This is a genomic window from uncultured Dokdonia sp., assembly GCF_947492815.1.
Taxonomy (GTDB): Bacteria; Bacteroidota; Bacteroidia; order Flavobacteriales; family Flavobacteriaceae; genus Dokdonia.
On sequence record NZ_CANLOB010000030.1, the window covers coordinates 17,138 to 40,223 of the forward strand.

Below are 23,086 nucleotides of genomic sequence, written 5' to 3' on the forward strand. Positions count from 1 at the left end.
AAATAAGTATATCTATATTTGTTAGAGTTCATCTACTCTATCTAATTCTACTTTTAGATTTTCAATAATAAATTTCTGACGATCTGGTGTATTTTTCCCCATATAGAACGAAAGCAACTCTTCAATCATTAGGGCTTTATCTAACATTACAGGAGCAAGACGTATATCTTCTCCTATAAAGAATTGAAATTCATCTGGAGAGATTTCTCCAAGTCCCTTAAATCGTGTTATCTCAGGTTTTGCTCCTAGTTTAGCCATCGCATCTTGACGTTCTTGCTCACTATAACAGTAAATCGTTTCTTTCTTATTACGAACTCTAAACAAGGGGGTTTCTAAAATATACAAGTGCCCTTCTTTGATAAGCTCAGGAAAAAACTGTAAAAAGAAGGTTATTAATAATAATCTAATATGCATTCCGTCGACATCGGCATCTGTAGCAATTACAATATTATTATAACGTAAATCTTCTATTGATTCTTCTATATTAAGTGCTGCTTGCAGAAGATTAAACTCTTCATTTTCATACACAATCTTCTTGGTTAACCCATAACTGTTTAAGGGTTTCCCTTTTAAACTAAAAACAGCTTGTGTGTTTACATCACGTGACTTAGTAATCGATCCACTTGCCGAGTCTCCCTCTGTAATAAACAGTGTTGTTTCCAGATTACGTTCTTTCTTACTATCGGTAAGATGAATACGGCAATCTCGTAATTTCTTATTATGTAGATTTGCTTTTTTAGCACGTTCTTTAGCAAGTTTACGTATACCAGAAAGGTCTTTACGCTCGCGTTCTGCTTGTAGAATTTTTCGTTGTAAAGCATCAGCAACTTCTGTATTTTTATGAAGAAAGTTATCTAATGATCGTTTTAAAAAGTCATTGATATATGTTCGTACAGTAGGCAAATCTCCTCCCATATCCGTACTTCCCAATTTTGTTTTTGTTTGGGATTCAAATACAGGTTCCATCACCTTGATACTTATTGCAGATACAATAGATTTACGTATATCTGAAGCGTCATATGTTTTATTATAAAATTCGCGTATGGTTCTTACAATGCTTTCGCGAAAAGCTGCCTGGTGTGTTCCTCCTTGTGTAGTATTTTGACCGTTTACAAAAGAGTGGTACTCTTCTGAATATTGTGAGCGACTATGTGTAATCGCTACTTCAATATCATCTCCTTTCAAATGAATAATAGGGTATAAACGATCTCCTTCTGCAATACTTTCTGAGAGAAGATCTTTTAATCCATTTTCAGAAAAATACTTTTCCCCATTAAAAACAATTGTTAATCCAGGATTCAGATACACATAGTTTTTAATAAGACGTTCTACATACTCACTACGAAATTTATAGTTTTTAAAGATACTCTCATCTGGAATGAAAGAAACTTTTGTTCCTCTTCTGCGTGAAGTCTCATCAAGATTTTCCTGATTAGTCAATTCACCACGTTCAAATTCTGCTGAAGCCGACTTACCATCACGTGTAGATTCTACCCTAAAATAATTGGATAATGCATTTACTGCTTTGGTACCAACTCCATTCAATCCAACAGATTTCTTAAATGCACGAGAATCATATTTACCTCCCGTATTCATTTTAGAGACCACATCTACTACTTTTCCAAGAGGAATTCCCCTTCCGTAATCACGTACGATTACTTTATCACCTTGAATGGAAATTTCGATGGTTTTTCCAGCGCCCATTACAAACTCATCGATACAGTTATCTAGTACTTCTTTTACTAGAATATAAATACCGTCATCTGCGCTAGAACCGTCACCAAGTTTTCCAATATACATTCCTGGTCGCATACGAATATGCTCCTTCCAGTCAAGCGATCGTATATTATCCTCGTTATATTGTGTTTCTTTCGTCATAATTATAGGTAGAATGGCTAATATAAGACATCATAAGCGCTTATAAAACCTGACAAAAGAGAAGTAATCAACAATTTTATGCTCATAACTGTTGATTGTTTTTAATGTATTATAAATATTGATTTTACAGGTTTGATTTTCACATAAAAATCCCGCTCTAAAGCGGGATAAATAAATCACAATACTGTAGCTTGATTTTATGATAATCACATCATATAAATTCCCCAAGAAGTTAGTTAGTTACAAATCATTAACACACTTAAACCCCAAATTCAAGTGTTCCACTTTTAATAAACTTCCCCAAATCTTTTATGGTCCTACTTGTAATTAAACAACCATATAACGATTATATAAGTTTACATGAATTCTTGAGGAATTATCATACTACTAAAAACCCCTATAGTTATGATGATATAAATGTAATGATCAATTAAGTATCTATTGAAAAAACGATATATACAATGTATATACAAGACTAAAAAAAGTACCTATACAATCTATATACAATTCTTAAAATGTACCAATGTACTTTGTGAGACTTTGCTCTTTAGATAATCCTAGCTTTTTACGTAGTCGTGATCTAGCAATCAGAATACTATGAGGCGTTTGATTTGTAATAGCAGAGATGTCTTTTGTAGATAATCCCAACCTTAAAAAAGCGCTTATCTTTTTTTCATTAGATGTAATTGTAGGAAACTTTTTTAATAAGTTATGGTAGAAATTTACGTGAACTTTTTCAAAAACATGCTGAAATTCTTCCCAATTATAACTTGCCAATGAGGCTTTAGTTTCATTTATAATTGCTGTAATCTTAGAACTTGCATCTTTATCTTCGCTCGTGTGACGAATATCATTCAACTTTTCTACAAGTGACTCGTAATGCTTTTTTTGTTGTAATAACGACATTGCATTTGTAGTGAGTTCTTTTTCTTTTAACTTTAATTCAAGTGCAATTATTTCCTTCTCTTGTTGTTGTTGTTTAGAAAATATTTTCTCATTCTTAAGACGGAGTTCAATAAGCGCATTACGATCTTTTTCTGAAGTAATTTCTAATTCTTTCTGTTTTAATAAAAATGTATTCTTCTTTCTATTATAAAATCTATTATAGTAAAAATACAATATCACCAAAAGACTTACCAATATCCATATAATAGTATTCCTCCTATGTATACTATTTTGTGATATAAGCTGTTGAATCTCTTGTTCCTTTTGACTGGTTTGATATTTTGCATCTAGCTCAAGCATGATACTATTCTTATCTTCATCAAAAATATCTTTGATAATAGCTATATATTCATTTTTCAATCGGATGCTATTTTCTAAATCACCATTGAGTTCATAAGCTTCTGCTAAATTCCGAGTGGCATCTTCAAGGTGATATTGTAAACCTATTTGACATGCAAGTTCATAGGTTTGCTTTCCAAATTGAATAGCTTCTTCATAACGATGTATAGCTGTATAGAGTGTTGTTAACTCTTTAAGAGATGCCACTTTTCGTCTAGGAATAGAAGCCCAATCTTCTATACGCATAGCTTTATTTAAATATATTTCTGCCTTTTCATACCTTCCATTTATAATATAGGACCTACCCAGATTATGATAGATAAGTGCCTCACTAAATGGCTTGTCTTTAATAGCCATGGGAATAGTAGATTCAAGAAGTGCTACTGCATCTTCACGCTGATCATTTACATCATAAGCTAATGCCAAATTTAATGACATTGCTAACTTTGTATTTATAAAACTATCATCAAGTTCGTTTGCCGCAAGCGATGCAAACTCCATATATTCAACCGCCTTCTTACCATTACCTTGTAGTCTATATATATCGGCGATTCCAGAAAAAGCATATGCTTTTTTCTTATTGTCTTTTAGCGTATTTGCCGTCGGTATGTTTTCTAAATGAAGTGCTATAGCATCTGTAAATTTACCATCATCTGAAAGCATGTATGCTTTAAGGCTATTAAGACTATAAAGGTTATTTTGATCAGCGAGTTGTTTATTGATATCATACCCTATTGACAAATAATAAGATGCTGAATCTTTATTTGATTTTATATGATAATATTTTTTTGCCAAGCTTACTGCAGCTCGAAGCTGCATATTATCCATCGCTTGATCAGAAGCTATTTGGTAACTTTTTTTAAGATGAAAAAGTGTAGTATCTATTTTTTCTGATGAAAAGGTGGTGCTTATTTCATAGTGCGCATTGACAAGTTCACTTGGATCTTTGCTTATCGCTATAACCTGTTGCAAACTGTCATAAGTTGATTCTTGCGCAAAATTAGGCAGCGCAAAAAGACAACACAATAATGTGATGATTTTTGACATTTTTAGTTGGGTATTATATAGCTATATCTAGTGTATAGATAGCATATATGTTATACAATTTATAAAAAACAGATAGGAAAAGCAATTATAGTATATTTAACCCGCTTTAGACAAAAAGGAATTATGGCAGAAAAGAACAAATCAGACTTTACAGTTTATATCATAGGAATTGCGATTATAGGTTTTATATCATTTAAGATTATTGGCTATATCTTACCTGATCAAGAGCCTAATTACACAGGAACTTCTTTATTAGAAGCTGTGATGGACAGAAATGGAGGAAAAGAAGCATGGAATGCTATAGAAAAGATGTCTTATAAGAAAAACTTCAAACTATATAATGAAGACGGATCTACCGAAATAGACCGTAAAGAAACACATATGTATGATTTCTCACAAGGAACAGCTAGAGAGATAAACTGGTCTGAAAATGACACTAGTTATTCATTACGTAAAACGGCTACTGCTATTTACCAATTAAAAAACGGAATTGTAGATACTACCGTTACAGCTACTCAATTACAATCAAAACTCGATGCGGCTACTTTTGTAGTGGGACTTCCCTATACTCTTGATGATTCTTCAGCAACACTCACCTATGAAGGAATTACAGAATTTCAAAAGAAATCATGTCACGTCTTAAAAATCACCTTTGAGGGCTCTAAAGATATATGGAGACATTATTATGAAGAAAAAACACTGTCTTGGATAGGCTATTGGGTACACACATCAGATCATTACAGTCTTATCATTAATGAAGAAATGATAGAAGTAGACGGGTTTACGCTTTCGCGAAAGCGTAAAAGTTACAGAACCGATGCATCACAAAACCCTACATATTTAAGAGCAACTTATGAATACAAAGCATATCAAATAGAAAAGTAATATTAAGCGACACCTCGTTCTAATTTCATAAATTGGGAAGGCGTAAGATTACTAAAACGCTTGAATGATTTATTAAAAGTAACTTTATTATTATATCCTACTTCGTAGGCAATATCAATAATATTAAGATTCTCTTTATTAGATCTTAATAAATCCATAGCTTCCTCTACTCTATATTTATTTATCAACTCAAAGAAATTAAGATCAAAGTGCTCATTAATCACTTGAGATGCATTATGACGTGTTGTTCCTAATCTTTCGGCTATCGTTTCAAGTTTGATAGAGTTTTGGCGATATACTTTTTCTACTTCGAGTAAACGTACTAACTCTTCCTTGAGTTCGCTAGAGAAACTAGGTGTTAATCCAGAATTTTTATATTTAACAACTTTCTTTTTGAGAGTTTGTACAGTCCCAACAAGTACTTGAGGGTTTGCATATGCAATATAACCTATATACAGTACTAAAAATGACATCGCCACAAATTGAAGACTTGAAGCTGCATCTTTAAAATTATTCTCTTGAATAAAAATAAACGCATACAATACATAAGAAACTGCATATACAGAATGAATAATCATAATAGTACGCTGAAGTCTTACTTTCTTAGGAGTAATCTTAGCTGATTTCTTAGCATTTTTACGGTACAACATAAATGTAAAATAACCATATACAAAAAGAGATATAATTTTTATAGCCGTTATATACCATATATATGGATGTGGTTCATATTGCCCTACTCCCATCATTACTTTTAATTTCTCTTCTGCAGATAGGCTATAAATCGGTATAAATACAATGATAAATCCAAGTGTTGGTAATAAATGTATTAAATCTGTTTTTTTGAATTTATAATTTTCTGTAATTCTTTTAAAATAGAAATATAACACCGGACCATACATAAAAGACAAGAATGTTGACATGTTTTGTGTATGTGGAAGTGTATATGTAAAATTACTTACGTAAAGTGTTGTATGAATTAAGAAGAACGAATGCATTAACACAAATAATCCAATGAGTCCATTAGCTACTCTATCTGTTTTCCTTCTAAGGTTCAATACAAATGCAATAAAAAAGCCAATGAGTCCTACATATAAGTATATAAATGAAGTAACACCAAATTTTACTTCGTATTTATCCTTTAATGCAATAAAATCTGGATTGTCATAAATATAATCATACGCCCCATTCTTTAATACTGTAAAATCACCTGTTGCTAAAATGTACTTTTCAAGGTTTTCTATAGCTAAACCTTCATTACCATCTTCTAAGTATTCTAGTGATTTATTTTTATAGGCAAGTGCTGCTAGTTTTTCTTCTTCTGTTTGAAGTGTAATTTGTGGATTATCACTATTAGAATCATCTGAAGAGAAGATTCCAAAACTGGATAGACTAAAGAATAAAGTCAGTATAAAGACTGTTCTAAATGTATTTTTAAGGACTTGCATATTGGATGGTATTATGTATATGAACAACTTAAAGGTACAAAAATGTCGTACATAACCAAGAAATGCAGTATAACCCGATAAAAGTTTACATTAAAATTCATGAATCCCAAAGTTTACCTTTTGTTTTTTATTTTTTGCAATCAACTAATAAACAGCAATTTAAAAAGTAAACTTTTGTCGGATACGGAAATATTTAAAGTAAATTATGATCGGTTTAAATAAGTGTTAAAATTGCAATAGTTTCAATCAAACATGTTTTTTTATATAAAAATTGATAAAAATCCGTGTTTTCCAATGTGTTATTTAGCAACTTTTTGACTAATAATTTCTAGTGCACTAGCTACGGTATCCATTTTTTCGATTTCATCATCTTCTATTGTAATATCAAAATGATCTTCTACATCAAGAACTACGTCAACTAAGTTTGCTGAATTTATATTTAGTTCGTTTATTAAATGACTATTAGGGGTGATATCATCTACAGAAACATCTTCAGGTAAATAAATTTTAATAATCGTTTTTAATGCGTCATAGTTATCTGTATTCATAGTCATCTAGTTTTTGGTTTAAGAATTAAATTTTTTAAACAACATACAGCAATTTACATCTCCAAAACCAAAACTTGCTTTTGCTGCTATTTGTATATCTCTAAAAATGGTTTTATTTGGTATTTTATTTTCTGCTACAATCGCTGTGATGTCTGGATGAATATCATTACAATTACTGTTTCCAAAAACCATTCCATATTGTAACTCTAAAATGGTAGCAACTGTTTCTATACTTCCTGCTGCTGCAAGGCAATGACCAGTCATACTTTTAAGCGAATTAATATAGGGGAAGTTATCTCCTGATCTTCCTAATGCTTCGCTCCAATTTTTTATTTCGGTAGGACACATTCCTGTTGCGGTAAGGTGGCCATTTATAGTGTCTATATCATTTGGATTTACAGTTGTATCTTGTAATGCATCTTTGATACAACATTGTACTGCGTTACTATTGGGTGCAGTCATACTACCCGATTGGCGTTGTCCACCACTATTTACGGCACCTCCTAATACTTCTGCATAAATGGTAGCATTTCTTTCAAGCGCACTTTCTAGGCTTTCTAAGACTAAAGCTCCTGCCCCACTTCCAGGTACAAAACCACTCGCATCACTTTGCATAGGTCTACTTCCCTGTTCTGGTTGATCATTATGCTTTTTATTTAATACCCGCATGGCATCAAACCCTCCCCATATATAAGGTCCTGCATCATTGCATCCGCCTACAAGCATACGTTTTGCATAGCCATTTACAATACGATCATATCCCATTAAGATACTTTCAGTACCAGTAGTACAGGCACTAGAATTAGTGGTTACTTGGTTTCCACATCCTAAATACCCTCCTAAATAGGCACTTATACCACTTGCCATGGTTTGAATCACTGTCGTACTCCCTAATCGTTTTACTTTACCTTCATCTGTAAGATAAATGGCTTTTCTAAATTTTTCTACACCAAGAAGGGAAGTTCCAAAAATGATCCCACTATCATAATCTACGGTTTCCTTATCAGTTACTGAAAGCCCTGCATCGTTCCATGCATCGACACCAGCAATCATTCCATAGGTAATTCCTGTCGCTTCTAAATCTCTTAATTGTAAGGGTGTAAAATACTTTTCTAATAATCCATCAGGAATCTCCGGTTGTCCAGCAATTTGGCATCCGAAATTCAAATTGGCGAGTTCTTGTTGAAATCGTATACCAGAAATACCTTTTTTAATAGCTTCTGTAAACGCAGAAATCCCTACACCATTTGGCGCACAAACTCCCAATCCGGTAATCACTACTCTTTGCTTACTCATACTTTAAAAATGCCTGCTAATTTGCCTTGACAGACTAATTCACTAGCTTGATTATATAATTTTACGTTACATTTTAATTTATTAAATCGGAAGTAATCTACTTCTGAAGTAACGGTTACTCTTTCATTGGGAAGCACCGGTTTTAAAAAAGAAACATCGGCACTTGTAAAAGCAATTTGCATGGTATGCAAAGAAGCTTTATCCTTCAGTAAATAAATTCCCAAAGACACAAGTCCTATTTGTGCCATACACTCAGTTAAAATCACACCAGGGGTTACTGGATGGTCTTTAAAATGTCCTTTATAAAAAAAAGCCTCTTCTTTAAATGTGTACGATCCTTTAATATATTGTTCCGTCACCTCTTCTATGTCGTTTACGAACAAAAAAGGCTCTATGTAGGGCAGCAACGCTATGATTTCTTCTGTATTCATCGTATATGATCTCCTCCATCTACAGGAACTATAGCTCCATTAATCCAAGATGCTTCATCTCTACATAACAGGTATACTGCATTTGCGACATCTTCTGGAAGTGTGAGCCTACCGTAAGGGTTTCGTTCTATTGATTTTTCTTTCATGACATCACTTCCTGGTATTAATCGTAAACTTTCTGTGTCTGTCACTCCTGCTTGGATACAATTTGCTTTGATATGTATGGGTGCAAATTCTAACGCGATACTTCGTGTAATGCTTTCTAAAGCTGCTTTTGCCACCGCAACGGCGCCGTATTGTTTCCACGCTTTACGACTTCCTTCGCTAGTAAATGCTATGACTCTAGCATCTAATGTGAATAGGTTCGCTTTCGCGAAAGCGGATACCCAATCATACAAACTGATCGCCATCGCATCTACAGTACGCATAAAATCGTCATTACTCAATACCGTTCCTTCTGAATCGTATAAAGGTTTTAGGTTTCCTCTTGCCACACTATGTATGAGTGCTTTTACTTGGGAATCGCCTATCGTTTCTAAAAGTTCTGAAACTACCTGTGTACGTTTTTCAGCATTTAAAGCATCGGTATTAAAAGTGATGACTTGTACATCCAAAGACTTCATCTCTTGAACTGCTTCCTCAAAAGTAGCAAGTACGCTTCTCCTACTCCGATGTACAATACAAATATGCATTCCTTCTCGTGCGAGTTTTTGAGCAGTAGCAAGTCCTAAACCGCTACTACCCCCTAAAATGATCGCCCATTTACCGATATAGTCTTGTTGTGTGGTCATGTATTGTTTACCATTTTAATAAAACACGTTGTGCAGAAAATCCTGGTCCAAAACTTAGCATAATTCCGATATCATTTTCAGGTAAATTCTTATCTAAAAATCGTTCTAGAACATATAATACTGTAGCGCTACTCATATTTCCGTATAGACGTAAGACTTCTTTTGTATCATCTATATTCTTCCCTAATTTACCAAAAAGATCTTCTACAGTCTCTACAATTTTTCGTCCGCCGGGATGAAAAATTAAATGTTGTACTGCTTGTATGTCTAGGTTATTTTTTTCTAAAAATGGGTGAATAATATCAGGAAATTGTGCTGCTATCGTATCTGGCACTTGTTGATCTAAAATCATTTGCAATCCTGTATTGACAAGCTTAAACCCCATCATGTGTTGTGCATCATAAAAGTGATACATTTCTGTGTCTACGATTTCTGGGCCAGTGTCTTCTTCTTTTGAAGATAATAAAACACAGGCGGCACCATCTCCAAAAATAGCTGCGCTTACGACATTTACCATAGAAAAATCTGTATGCTGAAATGTAGCTGTAGGGCTTTCTATGGCGATTACAGCAGCTCGTTTTCCTGGATTTGCTCTTAAAAACTCATTGGCGTATACTACTCCAGAGACACCTGCTGCACAGCCCATTTCTGTAACTGGTAAACGTACAATATCTTGTCTTAGTTGTAACTTATTAATTAAATAGGCATCTAGCGATGGAATCATAATACCCGTACAACTTACGGTAATAATATAGTCTAATGTTTGTGGATCCCATTGTGCTTTGCTAAGCGCTTTTTTTAATACTTGTTCTCCTAGTGTAACAACTTCACGGGTATAAATATCATTTTTTTCTTCAAAGCTTGTTGCTGTAAACACTTCTTCTGGAGCCATAATACTATAGCGTTTATCGACAGCAGCATTTCCAAAAATCTTTTTTACTTTTCGTTTAAAACGATCATCTTGATCGTGTAACCACACATCAAGAAAGGGAATTATTTCATCGGTAGTTCTATGGTATTTCGGAAGTTGTTTTGCTACAGTCGTAATTTTTACATTCATAGGGTTTTGATTAACCACAGGTATCGAAATGCCCACTTCCAAGTAATCTCAGAATGTTTTAATTTCAATTGTTGTGCAACTTTTTTTAGTTCATGCTTTTTAAATCCACTTGCTATCGATACAAGTCCATCATTTTTAGCCACGTGGCTCTTGATAAAAATACGACTAAATAATATAAATAACTTATAAGCGATTTTACTTCTTTGTAAGTCGTTTATGACAACAGCAACTTGCGCTAGTATGACAAATTGTTTCATAAAAATAAGAATCTCTGAATCTTTAAAATGATGTAATGTGAGTGTACATATAATGACATCACAAGTAAAAGACTCTCGATCAATGGTTAATATATCTTTCTCTATAAAACGTATGTTTTTATAGGGTTGAGACATTTCTTTTGCCATTGCGATACTATGCGTGCTTACATCTATTCCGACAAGGTTTATTTCTATACTTTGAGATGTAAAATAATCTGCTATGAGACGAAGTATCTCACCGTCTCCACATCCCACATCTACAATTGTCCATTGTTTTTTGGATGGGTTTTCTTTAAATAGATGTTTTAGGGCTTTAAGGGTAATTGTATTACCGCCAAGCATTCTATTTGTTTTAGAAATATCAAAAAGTGCTTCTTTTAAATCTAATGGAGCTATCTCAGGATCGTCCATGAGTTCTCTTTCAGTAGCTCTATAAGTCAAGTCTCTCATACTAGTGATGTACCGTGTGTAGCTTTAATGATTGTTTTTAAAAGGTAAGGTGAGGTACTTACAATGGAAACACCCATACGAGTGATCTTTTTATTTTGAAGTGTATTTTGTATAAATCTTCCTACTCTAAGTCGTTTTTGAAAAGCGCGATTCCACTGTAAAGTATATTGTTGTTCTAATTCTAATCTATCATAGGTACTAGTTTTTTGTGCTGTAAGTAAACTAGCAATAATCTTAGCACTATGAATTGCCATGGCCATTCCATTACCACATAATGGATGAATTAAGCCTGCGCTATCTCCTACCATAAATATATGGTTATAAACGGGTTCTTTTTTATCAAATGAGATTTGACTTATAGCAATAGGTGCTTCAAAGGTCATTTGGCTATTTTCAAAGAAGGTTTTTAATGCTTTATTTTTATAAAGTACGGTTTCTTGGTATTGTGTGATATTCTTATATTTTTTAAAAGATGCATAGTCGGCTAAATAGCATGCATTCACATCACCTGTCTCCACTTTTGACAAACCACAGTATCCGCCATTAAAGTTATGAAGTGCTACTACATCGTCTGGAAAATCTGATTTATAATGTGCTTTTACACCTAGCCAAGCAGATTTTTTCTTTATAAATTTTCGCGAAAGCGTATTATCCAAATTACTACGTTTTCCGTGTGCTCCGAGTACATAATCTACGATATATTCTTGCTGTTTGTTTGTTCTGACTTGAAATAGATTACTTTCAAACTGGATAGCTGTAACGGTTGCTTGCACTACCTCGACGCCTAGTTCTAAAGCTCTTTGCATCATTAAAGCATCTAAGGCAAATCTGCTTATACCAAATCCTCCTAAAGGCAATGTAATATCAAGTGTATTACCAGAGAGACTTGAAAATTGGAACTTCTCAATCTTTCTTGCTTGATACTTGTAGGGATAGATTCCTAATGATTCTAAATAAAAAAGGACTTCATTAGAGACATATTCGCCACATACTTTATGTTTTGGGTAGGTGTTTTTCTCTATTAAAATAACCTTGATATTTTCTTTTGCCATATGAATAGCACTCGTAAGACCTGCAAGGCCTCCACCAACAATTAAAACCGTAATTTGTTTATGATTCATACACGCTATTATACAGCATACTAATAGTCGTTAATATACTAATGAATTACAACAAAAATGAAATACAACTACTCTTTTTAAGATGTTATCCATACATCTTTTAGAAAACAACAAAATTCTAAAAAAGTATAACTATTTAGCAATCAATACTAAATAGTTGATTCCTAATTTTAAGGTGTTTTTGTTAATTATATGATAAATAACACTTTAAAATGAAGCTTTTTAATACATAAAATAAAAAAATCGACTTTTTTTTACAAAATAAAATGTAAATTAGAGATTCATTATTAAGATTAAACATACAATTAACCATACATGCAGGATCAGTTATTTAATATTCTTGACAAGCTATTAGTTACAAATAAGATAAAACTCAATAAGGAAGAATTAAAGCTTCAGTTACTGAGTCATCCATCATATCCAAGTTTACATGCTCTAACTGGTGTGCTGAAACATTTTGGAGTTCCTAATCTTGCTTTACAAGTGCCTACTGATCAAGATACTTTTGATCAATTACCTTCTTCTTTTATTGCAAATGTAAATGGTGATAAAGGAATGCACTTAGCACTTATTGAGAAAAAAGATACTTCGGTTAATGTCTTTACAGATCATAAACAAATCAAAACTATAGCAAATAATGCTTTTTTTGAAATATGGGACGGTATTATCGTTGCTGTAGAGAAAGATGAAACAATCAAAGAAGAAAAAGGTGCCAATACTTCTAAAATATGGCAATGGGCATTTATACTTATAGTATTAGGTGTTGGTATTGCTCTCATAAATAAAACATTCATTTTTGAAAGCATTCATTATTTTTTAAGTGCTATTGGACTCATTTTGGGTGTACTAATTGTAGGGCATTCATTGGGGCTAGAATCTAGTAGTACAGCTAGTATTTGTAATCTTTCTGAAAAAACAAGTTGTGATGCTGTTTTGAATTCTAAAGGAGCAAAACTAGGAGGTCTACTAACCTTAAGTGATGCCAGTATCATCGCGTTTGCTAGTTACACACTTGCATATTGTTTTTCTTTACTTGGCGGAATCGCCGTTAATGGAATTATGGTTTCCTTATCATTTTTAGCCATTCCTTTTGTTTTATATTCTATCTATTACCAAGGAAGTGTCTTAAAAAAGTGGTGTCCGTTATGCCTCGGAATTGCTTCCGTAATCATACTTCAAGCTGTAGTTGCAATTGTAACTGGAAATAGCACGGCTTTCTTGTCAATAACACTAGAAGAAATTGTAGTATATGTAGTAAGCATTGTTATCATAGCAAGCTTGTGGTTTATGATAAAACCATTATTACACAAGAAAGTAGCACTAGATAAATTGAAGATAGAAAGCAACAAGTTCAAAAGAAATTTTTCCATATTCAATACATTACTTAAAGAAAATGATAACATTACTAATGATCTCAAATCTCCTAAAGAAATTGTACTAGGTAATAGAGATGCATCATTAGAAGTTGTACTAGTAACAAGTCCTTTATGTTATTACTGTAAGCAAGCGCATACAGATATAGAGAATATCTTAAAACAGGTAAGTAATGAGATTAAAGTTATTGTCCGTTTTAACGTCAATGTAGAAGATACTGAAGGAGAAGGATTCCAAGTAACTTCTCGCTTACTACATGCTTACAATACCAAAGGAGAACTCGCCTGCATAAAAATGATGCATGAAGTATATGAAAGTGACGTGGATCTAAAACAATGGTTAAAAAAGCAACAAGCATTAGATAGTGACTATAGTGATGTTTTAAGTGCTCAAAAAGAATGGTGTACTCAGAATAACATTAACTTTACTCCTGCACTTTATATACAAGGAAATCAATTCCCTAGAGAATATGATAGAAATGATTTACCATTATTTATAGAAGACCTTATAGAATTACAACAACAAGAAAACCAGGTGATAGATAGTCCAATAATGACTTCTTAAGCGTATATAAATAAAGACACACGATTGAGTGTCTTCAAATGTTCAATCATTTATTAATTTTAACATATAATTACTTGATATTGAATAAAATATATTTTGTTAATCCCTATAATACAAACGTATAGACATGTTCCTGAGTGTCTTTAAAATGTTCAGGATTATTAACTAAATATTTTTATTATTGTGAAGAAGTTAAAAAACCATCATAGGGTACACTCTTTATGTACACTAAAAAAGAAAGAAAGAACATTTTTCAGACTCAAACTGAAGTATAAACAGACGTAACTACACGTTCTAGGAAAGTACGTTATATCTTCTTTTTATAATTACAACCTTACATATAATTTAAGGATACAATTCTTGTATTCTCGCATAGACTATTTTGTTAATTCCTATAAGACAGAGGAATAGACAAATACCTGAATATCTCTAAATGTTCAGAATTATTAACTAAATATTCTATTAATTATGAAAAACTTAATCAATCTCAAAGGAGCTTCCGTATTAACTATTGTTGCACTAAAATCTATTAATGGAGGAGCAGGACCATCTTGCGGTTGTGCAGGAAGGCCTTACGGATCTAAATGCTATGGAGGTCCTAATTGCCATTGTATAGGACAATGTGGTAGTGGCAATGAATGTAACCTTTGGTAATTTAATTTCTTGCCATTTTAAAGATGGCATATCAATATTTTTTTGATCTATTACTTCAGGATATATTCAACTTGAAGAGACAGACATTACGATTCCAGATGTCTTAAAATAATAGGAAACATTAACAAATAAAAAAGTTAGAATCATGAAAAGTTTAAAAAACCTAAAAGGAGTTCAAGAATTAAACAAAGCACAACAAAAAGAAGTAAACGGAGCTAGAATAGGTTGTTCTAGTAATTGTAATGGAAGACCACAAGGATCACGTTGTTATGCTGGAGGTCACTGTTTATGCCCAGGAGTATGCCTAGGTGGAGGATGTATCCCTCTATAGAATAAGATGTAAAAACATTCAGAACTATACTACTTAGTTCTGAATGTTTTTTTAGGACTACACATAAGACTCTCAAATCATTTTATATATAAAAAACCGTTCTGTACTTAGATATTCATTACTCAAATCTTCTAATGAAATTTTTAGGGATTAGGGAAAAATCAATGAGATTACTTAGAAAGGTACAGCAGGTTAAAGGATTATAAAAATAGACATACACCTGAGTGTCTATAAATATTTCAGGAGTAACTAACTTAATTTTTTTATCTCATGAAAAAACTAATGAACCTTAAAGGCGTTATGTCATTAGACAAAGCCCAACAAAAAGAAATCAATGGAGCCGCAAAACGATGTAACGGAAACTGTGCTGGAAGACCCGATGGAGCTCGTTGCTACTACCAAGGTCATTGCAGTTGTCCTGGAGAATGTTCTGCTAACTCCCATGGCTTTGAAGGAGGATGCATTCCTTACTAGAACATTTACTAATAACATACAAGACTAGTTAATTATAATAAGTCTTGTATGTTGTTTTTTATATCACACAAGCTAATATAGACAGCATCTTTCATTTCAGTTTTACTAGATATTTTGTCGCTTCCTTTTATTATTCTTAAAAGAATGCTTTAAGATCACTACTACTTACATCATAACCTGCAAATGGGTAACAAAACTTTTTTTTTTACTCTTTTAAGAAATACACATACAGACATACACCTGACTGTCTCTAAATAATCAGGATTACTAACTTAATATTTTTTTATTATGAAAAAACTAATGAACCTTAAAGGTGCTCAAGTAGTAAGCACTAGTGCACAAAAAGAAGTAAATGGTGGAAGAATGCCAGGATGCTCAATGGGATGTGCTGGAAAAAGTTATGGAGATAATTGTTATGCTTCTCCAAATTGCAGTTGTCCAGGACAATGCAATAGTAATGGATGCATTCCTTGGTAGGAAATAATAATCACGCACATTATATATAATGTGCGTGACTTTTATTAATAATCTAGTAAATCTTTTAAAGTAGTTTCTAAACGCTTTCGCGAAAGATATTGTTCTTCTAATTGGCCTGCAAAAGGCACGGGTGTATCTAAACTTGTCACGCGACGTATAGGAGCATCTAAAAATTCAAAGCAATCCTCAGAAATCATCGCCGAAATATCAGACATCACACTTCCAAAGCCTGAATCTTCTGTAAGTAATAAAACTTTACCTGTTTTTTTGACCGATGCAAAAATTGTCTCTGTATCTAGTGGCTGTAAAGTTCTTAAATCAATAAGATCGGCAGAAATAGAGATATGTTCAAGTGTTTCTAACGCCCAATGTACTCCAGCTCCATAAGTAACAATCGTAACATCATTTCCTTCTTTTAATGTAGCTGCTTTTCCTATTGGTAATGTATAATATTCCGTAGGTACTTCTTGACGAATGCTTCTATACAAGGCCTTATGTTCAAAAAACAATACAGGGTTTGGATCTTCTATTGCTGTAGCTAATAATCCTTTTGCATCATATGGAAATGCTGGATACACCACTTTAAGCCCTGGTGTGTGTGTAAACCAAGCTTCATTAGTTTGTGAGTGATAAGGTCCTGCTCCTACTCCTGCTCCACAAGGCATACGTACTACGACATCGGCTGCTTGTGACCAACGGTAATGAGATTTTGCTAAGTAATTTACAATAGGATTAAAACCAGAGGTCGCAAAATCTGCAAACTGCATTTCCATAATAGCTTTCTTTCCATTAATGGCAAGTCCCATCGCTGCTTCTACAATAGCACTTTCACAGATAGGCGTATTACGTACACGTTCCTTTCCAAACGCCTCTACAAATCCATCTGTAATTTTAAAGACACCTCCATACTCAGCAATATCTTGTCCCATAATGACAGTATCCTCATTGCGCTCCATAGATTGTTTCAAACCAAGAGAAATGGCATCTATCAAACGTTGTTCTTCTGTCGATGTACTAGGTTTGGTTTCTGTGTATGTAAAAGGCGCATAAACATCTGTAAGTTCTGTTTCTAAATCAGGAACAATTGCCTCCTCACTATAGGCTATATCAAGGTTTTTAATGATTTCTTCTTTTATTTGAGAAGCCATCTCGTCATGCATCGCTTCGGTAAGCACTTCTAATTCTAGTAAATACGTTTTATAATTCTCTATAGGGTCTTTTTGAGCCCAAGTTTCCATCAAATCTTTAGGAACATACTTTGTACCACTAGCCTCTTCATGACCTCGCATTCTGAATGTTTTAAATTCTAATAATACCGGTCTTGGATTTTCACGAATATCATCTGCAAGTTTTTGTACGGTCGTATATACTTCTAAGATATTATTTCCATCTATGATATGACTCTCCATACCATATCCCAAAGCTCTATCGGCTAAGTTTTCACAGTTATATTGTTCACTTGTAGGTGTCGAAAGCCCATATCCATTATTTTCTATACAAAATAGTACAGGCAATTGCCATACGGAAGCTACATTTAATGCTTCGTGAAAATCACCTTCACTCGTACCTCCTTCTCCCGTAAAAACAGCTGTTACTGCTTTTTCATTACGTAACTTATGTGCTAGTGCAATCCCATCTGCAACCCCTAACTGTGGTCCTAAATGAGAAATCATTCCTACAATATTATATTCCTGTGTTCCAAAATGAAAACTACGATCTCGTCCTTTTGTAAAACCACTTGCTTTTCCTTGCCATTGTGCAAATAAGCGATACAAAGGAATATCACGCGTTGTAAAAACTCCAAGATTACGATGCATAGGAAGAATATATTCTTCAGGTCGCATTGCTGTAGTAACCCCTACAGAGATTGCCTCTTGACCAATACCAGCAAACCATTTAGAAATTTTACCTTGTCTCAGTAAAATAAGCATCTTCTCCTCTATCAAGCGTGGAGTAAGCATTGCTTTATATAATTGTAAAAGCATTTCATCCGTAAGAGATGTACGGTCGTAATCAAAATGAACTTTAGTTGTAGTTTTTGTTGCCATTTTTAGATATGTAAGATCAAACCAAATGTAGAAAAATAAGTAACAATAGAAACGATTTATTTAAAAATTAATCTATCATGATTTTTAATATTAAATTAAGAACTAAATAAATTTATAATTTAAAAAGTTGATTAACTTTATAAATAAAAATCTATGAGGTTGCTTGTGCTTACAAAACGGGTTTTAGCCATCATAGTTATATGGTTTCTAACTTCGATCGCATACGCTCAAGAAAATAATTTCATAGAAGGGAAATTACTAGATGCAACCGATGAAACTCCTATTCCTTTTGCTACTATCAAAGTAAAAAACAAATCGAAAGGTTTAATCTCAAACATGGATGGAGGGTTTAAAATTCCAGAAAAATTAAAGACATTAGGTGATACATTAGTAATCTCATCTATTGGATATACATCTCAAGAAGTTCTCTTGTCAAGGCTCAAAAAAAATGAACTCAATACTATCAGACTTATTCCAAAAGTAGAGACACTAAGTACTGTTATCATAATAGGTTCTAAAAAAAATGAAAGAGATAAAAGGTATGAAGGTAAGAAACTTAGCGCACGAACTATTATTAAAACAGCAATAGAACAAATACCCGATAATTATCCATTTGACCCGTTTTCATATGTAGGCTATTATAGGGATTATCAAATAAAAGAAAAAACGTATGTAAACCTCAACGAAGCCATTATGAATGTGTCAGATCCTGGTTTTGGATATCAAGATAAAAAGCATACCAGAGTACAATTACATACCTACAAAAGAAATACTAATTTCCCTATAGACACCATTTCTTCAAAACCTTATGATTATGTAAACAAAAACAAAGTAATTCCAAACGCTACCTTAGATGGTCAAGGAGGTAATGAATATACAATACTTAGGTTGCATGATGCAATACGTAATTACAATATAGATAGTTATGATTTTATGAACCGTTTTGATGAAGATCTCATAAAAAATCATAGATTAAAACTACTCCCTGAAACTTCTATAGATAATATTGAACTCTATGTAGTCAACATAGTAAAAACTCAAGAAAACTATAAAGCCGAAGGGAAAGTTTATGTAAGTAAAAATGATTTCAAGATTTATAAATTAGAATATGCCGTATTTGACAAAAGAACTCCTAAAAAAAAGAAAACTGCTTCAATAAAAAACACTAAATTTAGTAATCTTCTTTATGAAATTATTGTAGCCTATCAATTAGAAGGTGCAAAAATGTATCCTAGTTATATCTCTTTCAATAACTCTTTTAAAGTACTACAGCCACCAAAATTCAAACCCACCGATTTGGTCATTAATCATCAGAAAAAAAGGTTTGAACTAACCTTTAATAACGCTCTCGAAATAAAAAGTACAACAAGGAAAAATAACTATAAATTATTCTATAAAAATCAAAAAATAACGATTGATAGCATCGCTGTAAAAGATAAAACAGCACTCTTATATCCTAAAAATCAAGAATCCATATTTGAATCAGATATGCTTACCACATTTGTAACAAATAAAAAAGAAGAAGAAAATCCCGAAGCATATATAGAACTGAAAAATATTAAAGATACGTTTGGCTCAGTAGTAAACAAACAAGAATCGTCCACTTATTATCAGTATAGAGAATTCTTTGTTCAAGAACTCAAATTGAATAGTCTTCCAATCATTGGTGCTACATATATGTCAAAAAACAAACCTATCTATCTAAATCAACCTATAACAATTCTTAAAAACATAGATGATTATTGGATGAATACTCCTTTGAAAAATTAAAAATTAGCAGTGCTAATGTTTTTCAGTACGCTTTCGCGAAAGCGTATACACGCTCACTAAAATTTGTATCTTTGCCTAACACCTATTAAGACTATAAAATGAATAATATCCCAAGTGTAGATCTCGCAGATTTCTTAAGTGACGATCCAAATAGAAAGCAAAAATTTGTTCAGGAAATAGGAACCGCTTATGAAGAAATAGGCTTTGTTTCTTTAAAGAATCATTTTTTGGACGATACGCTGGTAGATAGCTTATATAAAGAAGTAAAAAACTTTTTCGCTCTTCCTGTAGATGAAAAATTAAAGTACGAAATTGAAGGACTTGCAGGGCAAAGAGGCTATATTTCGTTTGGAAAAGAACATGCAAAAGGCAAGAAAGAAGGAGATTTAAAAGAATTCTGGCATTTTGGACAAGAGCCATCTGCCGATGCCAATCTTGCCGAAGAATATCCAGATAATGTCATTGTAAATGAGCTTCCTAATTTTAACCCAACAGGCATGGAGGCCTATCGTATGCTTGAAAAAACAGGTATCTACGTACTAAGAGCTTTATCGCTTTACATAGGATTAGACGAACATTATTTTGATCATTGGGCGAGTAATGGAAATAGTATTTTACGCCCAATACACTACCCTCCTATTACCGAAGAGCCAAAAGGAGCCGTACGCGCAGGAGCACATGGTGATATCAATTTAATCACGCTTCTTATGGGAGCTTCTGCTGGAGGATTGCAAGTATTGCGTAAAGATGGAGAATGGATTGATGCCATTCCTAATGAAGATGAACTAGTGATTAATGTAGGCGATATGCTAGAACGTCATACCAATAACAAGCTACGTTCTACCATACACAGAGTGGTAAATCCTCCAAAAGAGCAATGGGATACACCTAGATATTCTATTCCGTTTTTTATGCATCCACGTAGTGATATGAAACTAAACTGTTTAGATGCTTGTGTATCTGAAGAGCATCCAAAAGCATTTGATGACATTACTGCTGGAGAATTTTTACACCAACGCCTTGTAGAGATAGGGTTGATTAAAGAATAGAACAATGGATTTACAAGATCAACTTAAAAATCTTTTTCCAGATCATACACCTTCCGAACCTGAGGTTCAAGAAGACAAAGAAGATACATTATGGATCCAGGAAGATCCGCTTATCTGTAAATATGAAAAGCGCAAAGGAAAACCTATCACCATTATAGAAGGATATACCGGCGCCGATAGTGATTTTAAAATGCTAGCCAAAGAGATTAAAAAAATGCTGAGTGTAGGTGGTAGTTTTAAAAATGACCAAATCATTATACAAGGAGATTATCGCGATAAAATTATGAACTTCCTCAAAGACAAAGGTTTTAAAGTAAAACGTGTGGGTGGATAATTTCTAACATTACTGATACACAAAATGACGATAGAACATTTATTAAACGATTTTTATAAATCTAATGGGATTCCTGAAAATGGAGGGGTTGATAAAAAAACTTTTACCATGAAAATGTTAGGATTAAATTTGACATTGCCTAATCCAAAATTCAGAAGAAATGTTATTCATATACATGATATCCAACATGTTTTAAATGACTGTGATACTTCTTGGAAAGGAGAAGGTTATATTTCTGGTTGGGAAATTGCTACAGGCATGTGGAAACATTTTCCTCTTTCTTTTTTAAGTCTTTTTGCTATGGCTTATAGTTTATGGTTATATCCTACAGCTGTATTTAAGGGGTTTAAAAAAGGTCTCAATAACATAGGAATCATTGATTTAGAAATATCAAAATCTGATTTTTTAACTATGGAACTATCACAATTAGAAGTCCTCGTTACTAAAGAAAATAAAACAAGTTTTGGCATATGGCAATGGACACAATTCTTATTTTGGAGTATTGTAAGCCAATTTATCTTATTAGCTCCACTTATTGTTTTTACAGTAGCTTATATAGTCTTTAAATAAAAACGCCATTGTTATGTCTCAAAAAACACTTCATATTACAAACGGAGATAGTCTTAATGACTGGTTATTAAAACTTCAAATTGAAGGTGATTTTGCTGTTTGGAGAGAGATGCTATGCGAAGGAAAAACTACCTATAAAATAGGAGATGATCAGTTTATAAATGCTCGGAAAACATTTTTAGAGACAGACTATAGCATTACTACAAATGATTATGAAGAAAAGTTCATGAGTCAGCTTGAAATCATTCGTAATTTCCAAGCATATGATGAACTTGTTTTATGGTTTGAATATGACCTCTTTTGTCATATCAATATGATGGCATGTATAAGTTATTTAGCACAAATAGATTGTAGGAAACCTATATACCTTGTTTGTAGCGGTCGTATTACAGGTGAAAAAGAATTAAAAGGATTATCTGAGCTTACGGAACAACAATTACTAAACCATTACAAAAACAAAATAGCACTAACGGGAGATGATCAGATACTATCTGATAAAATCTGGAGATTATACTGTAGTGACGATCATTCTCAATTACAACCTAACCTTGCAAAGGATAGTAATTTTATCTATTTATCAAACTGTATTAGTGCTCATAAAAAACGGTTCCCAGAAGAACATTCAGGATTAAACACCTTAGAGTCACATATTTTAAAACTCATCAAAAAACATCAAATTACATCAGAACATCAATTATGCGGGTATGTTCTTAATTACCAAGGATATTATGGGTATGGAGATATGCAGATATCCAAAATGATTAAAAGACTACATTCGTATTATGAAAATCAGGACGATATTTTGGTAGTCAATCAAAAAGGAGAGAGTGCCTTAAACGGTGAGTACATACAAGCACCTGGTCTACATACGTCATGTTATTTTGGAGGCGTTTCAAAATATGCGTATACCTACAATAAGGATTCACATCAAATTACTAAAGTCTAACA

22 protein-coding genes are annotated in these 23,086 nt (G+C 33.0%); 11 read left to right on the forward strand and 11 right to left on the reverse strand.

Going from position 1 to position 23,086, the window contains the following annotated elements; genetic code table 11:
- Positions 1 to 21: 21 nt before the first annotated feature.
- Both Q1A01_RS20250 and Q1A01_RS20255 read right to left on the reverse strand, forming a co-directional pair.
- The gene (locus Q1A01_RS20250; protein ID WP_299684517.1) at positions 22 to 1,878 is read right to left on the reverse strand and encodes a DNA topoisomerase IV subunit B; all 1,857 of its coding nucleotides are present in this window, start codon (positions 1,876 to 1,878) and stop codon (positions 22 to 24) included.
- Between the two features lie 510 nt (positions 1,879 to 2,388).
- Complete coding sequence (locus Q1A01_RS20255; protein ID WP_299684519.1) at positions 2,389 to 4,209, reverse strand: tetratricopeptide repeat protein; 1,821 nt, start codon at positions 4,207 to 4,209, stop codon at positions 2,389 to 2,391.
- A gap of 123 nt (positions 4,210 to 4,332) precedes the next feature.
- On the opposite strand from Q1A01_RS20255, the gene Q1A01_RS20260 reads away from it, so the two are divergent.
- Positions 4,333 to 5,094, forward strand: a complete 762-nt coding sequence (locus Q1A01_RS20260; protein WP_299684521.1) for a hypothetical protein — start codon at positions 4,333 to 4,335, stop codon at positions 5,092 to 5,094.
- A 2-nt stretch (positions 5,095 to 5,096) separates the two neighbouring features.
- Here Q1A01_RS20260 and Q1A01_RS20265 read toward each other — a convergent pair whose 3' ends face one another.
- From Q1A01_RS20265 to Q1A01_RS20300, 8 genes are all read right to left on the reverse strand, one after another.
- Complete coding sequence (locus Q1A01_RS20265) at positions 5,097 to 6,539, reverse strand: helix-turn-helix domain-containing protein (RefSeq protein ID WP_299684523.1); 1,443 nt, start codon at positions 6,537 to 6,539, stop codon at positions 5,097 to 5,099.
- Positions 6,540 to 6,838: 299 nt separating this feature from the next.
- Positions 6,839 to 7,087, reverse strand: coding sequence for a phosphopantetheine-binding protein (locus Q1A01_RS20270; protein WP_299684525.1), 249 nt, complete (start codon positions 7,085 to 7,087; stop codon positions 6,839 to 6,841).
- Positions 7,088 to 7,105: 18 nt separating this feature from the next.
- On the reverse strand, positions 7,106 to 8,383 hold the full coding sequence (locus tag Q1A01_RS20275; RefSeq protein WP_299684527.1) for a beta-ketoacyl-[acyl-carrier-protein] synthase family protein: 1,278 nt from the start codon (positions 8,381 to 8,383) through the stop codon (positions 7,106 to 7,108).
- On the reverse strand, positions 8,380 to 8,814 hold the full coding sequence (locus tag Q1A01_RS20280) for a hydroxymyristoyl-ACP dehydratase (RefSeq protein ID WP_299684529.1): 435 nt from the start codon (positions 8,812 to 8,814) through the stop codon (positions 8,380 to 8,382). Before Q1A01_RS20280 ends, Q1A01_RS20275 begins: the two co-directional genes overlap by 4 nt.
- Positions 8,811 to 9,605, reverse strand: a complete 795-nt coding sequence (locus Q1A01_RS20285) for an SDR family oxidoreductase (protein WP_299684531.1) — start codon at positions 9,603 to 9,605, stop codon at positions 8,811 to 8,813. Before Q1A01_RS20285 ends, Q1A01_RS20280 begins: the two co-directional genes overlap by 4 nt.
- 7 nt (positions 9,606 to 9,612) lie before the next feature.
- Entirely contained in the window at positions 9,613 to 10,665 is a 1,053-nt protein-coding gene (locus Q1A01_RS20290; protein ID WP_299684533.1) for a type III polyketide synthase, read from the reverse strand.
- A complete protein-coding gene (locus Q1A01_RS20295; RefSeq protein WP_299684535.1) occupies positions 10,662 to 11,372 on the reverse strand; it encodes a methyltransferase domain-containing protein in 711 nt (236 codons plus the stop codon). The genes Q1A01_RS20290 and Q1A01_RS20295 overlap by 4 nt, the downstream gene beginning before the upstream one ends.
- Entirely contained in the window at positions 11,369 to 12,493 is a 1,125-nt protein-coding gene (locus Q1A01_RS20300; RefSeq protein WP_299684537.1) for an NAD(P)/FAD-dependent oxidoreductase, read from the reverse strand. Before Q1A01_RS20300 ends, Q1A01_RS20295 begins: the two co-directional genes overlap by 4 nt.
- A gap of 315 nt (positions 12,494 to 12,808) precedes the next feature.
- Here Q1A01_RS20300 and Q1A01_RS20305 point away from each other — a divergent pair, with 315 nt between their 5' ends.
- From Q1A01_RS20305 to Q1A01_RS20325, 5 genes are all read left to right on the forward strand, one after another.
- The gene (locus tag Q1A01_RS20305) at positions 12,809 to 14,431 is read left to right on the forward strand and encodes a vitamin K epoxide reductase family protein (RefSeq protein ID WP_299684539.1); all 1,623 of its coding nucleotides are present in this window, start codon (positions 12,809 to 12,811) and stop codon (positions 14,429 to 14,431) included.
- Positions 14,432 to 14,899: 468 nt separating this feature from the next.
- Entirely contained in the window at positions 14,900 to 15,085 is a 186-nt protein-coding gene (locus tag Q1A01_RS20310; RefSeq protein WP_299684541.1) for a hypothetical protein, read from the forward strand.
- A gap of 145 nt (positions 15,086 to 15,230) precedes the next feature.
- Complete coding sequence (locus Q1A01_RS20315; RefSeq protein WP_299684543.1) at positions 15,231 to 15,416, forward strand: hypothetical protein; 186 nt, start codon at positions 15,231 to 15,233, stop codon at positions 15,414 to 15,416.
- A gap of 270 nt (positions 15,417 to 15,686) precedes the next feature.
- Positions 15,687 to 15,890: a hypothetical protein gene (locus Q1A01_RS20320; protein ID WP_299684545.1), complete on the forward strand. Its 204-nt coding sequence runs from the start codon at positions 15,687 to 15,689 to the stop codon at positions 15,888 to 15,890.
- A 288-nt stretch (positions 15,891 to 16,178) separates the two neighbouring features.
- Positions 16,179 to 16,367 carry a hypothetical protein gene (locus Q1A01_RS20325; protein ID WP_299684547.1) on the forward strand — a complete coding sequence of 63 codons (189 nt, stop codon included), beginning with the start codon at positions 16,179 to 16,181 and terminating at the stop codon, positions 16,365 to 16,367.
- A gap of 44 nt (positions 16,368 to 16,411) precedes the next feature.
- Here the strand turns inward: Q1A01_RS20325 and Q1A01_RS20330 are convergent, their stop codons facing one another.
- Positions 16,412 to 18,415 carry a dehydrogenase E1 component subunit alpha/beta gene (locus tag Q1A01_RS20330; RefSeq protein WP_299684549.1) on the reverse strand — a complete coding sequence of 668 codons (2,004 nt, stop codon included), beginning with the start codon at positions 18,413 to 18,415 and terminating at the stop codon, positions 16,412 to 16,414.
- 153 nt (positions 18,416 to 18,568) lie between these two features.
- Between Q1A01_RS20330 and Q1A01_RS20335 the strand changes: the two genes are divergently transcribed.
- The 5 genes from Q1A01_RS20335 (at position 18,569) to Q1A01_RS20355 (ending at position 23,084) form a co-directional block, all read left to right on the forward strand.
- Positions 18,569 to 20,185 (forward strand): carboxypeptidase-like regulatory domain-containing protein, encoded by a 1,617-nt coding sequence (locus Q1A01_RS20335; protein ID WP_299684550.1) that lies wholly within the window; start codon positions 18,569 to 18,571, stop codon positions 20,183 to 20,185.
- A 98-nt stretch (positions 20,186 to 20,283) separates the two neighbouring features.
- Entirely contained in the window at positions 20,284 to 21,234 is a 951-nt protein-coding gene (locus Q1A01_RS20340; RefSeq protein ID WP_299684552.1) for a 2-oxoglutarate and iron-dependent oxygenase domain-containing protein, read from the forward strand.
- Positions 21,235 to 21,238: 4 nt separating this feature from the next.
- Positions 21,239 to 21,568, forward strand: coding sequence for a translation initiation factor (locus Q1A01_RS20345; RefSeq protein WP_299684554.1), 330 nt, complete (start codon positions 21,239 to 21,241; stop codon positions 21,566 to 21,568).
- Positions 21,569 to 21,592: 24 nt separating this feature from the next.
- A complete protein-coding gene (locus tag Q1A01_RS20350) occupies positions 21,593 to 22,138 on the forward strand; it encodes a hypothetical protein (RefSeq protein ID WP_299684556.1) in 546 nt (181 codons plus the stop codon).
- A gap of 13 nt (positions 22,139 to 22,151) precedes the next feature.
- Positions 22,152 to 23,084, forward strand: coding sequence for a DUF1835 domain-containing protein (locus tag Q1A01_RS20355; protein WP_299684558.1), 933 nt, complete (start codon positions 22,152 to 22,154; stop codon positions 23,082 to 23,084).
- Positions 23,085 to 23,086: the final 2 nt, after the last annotated feature.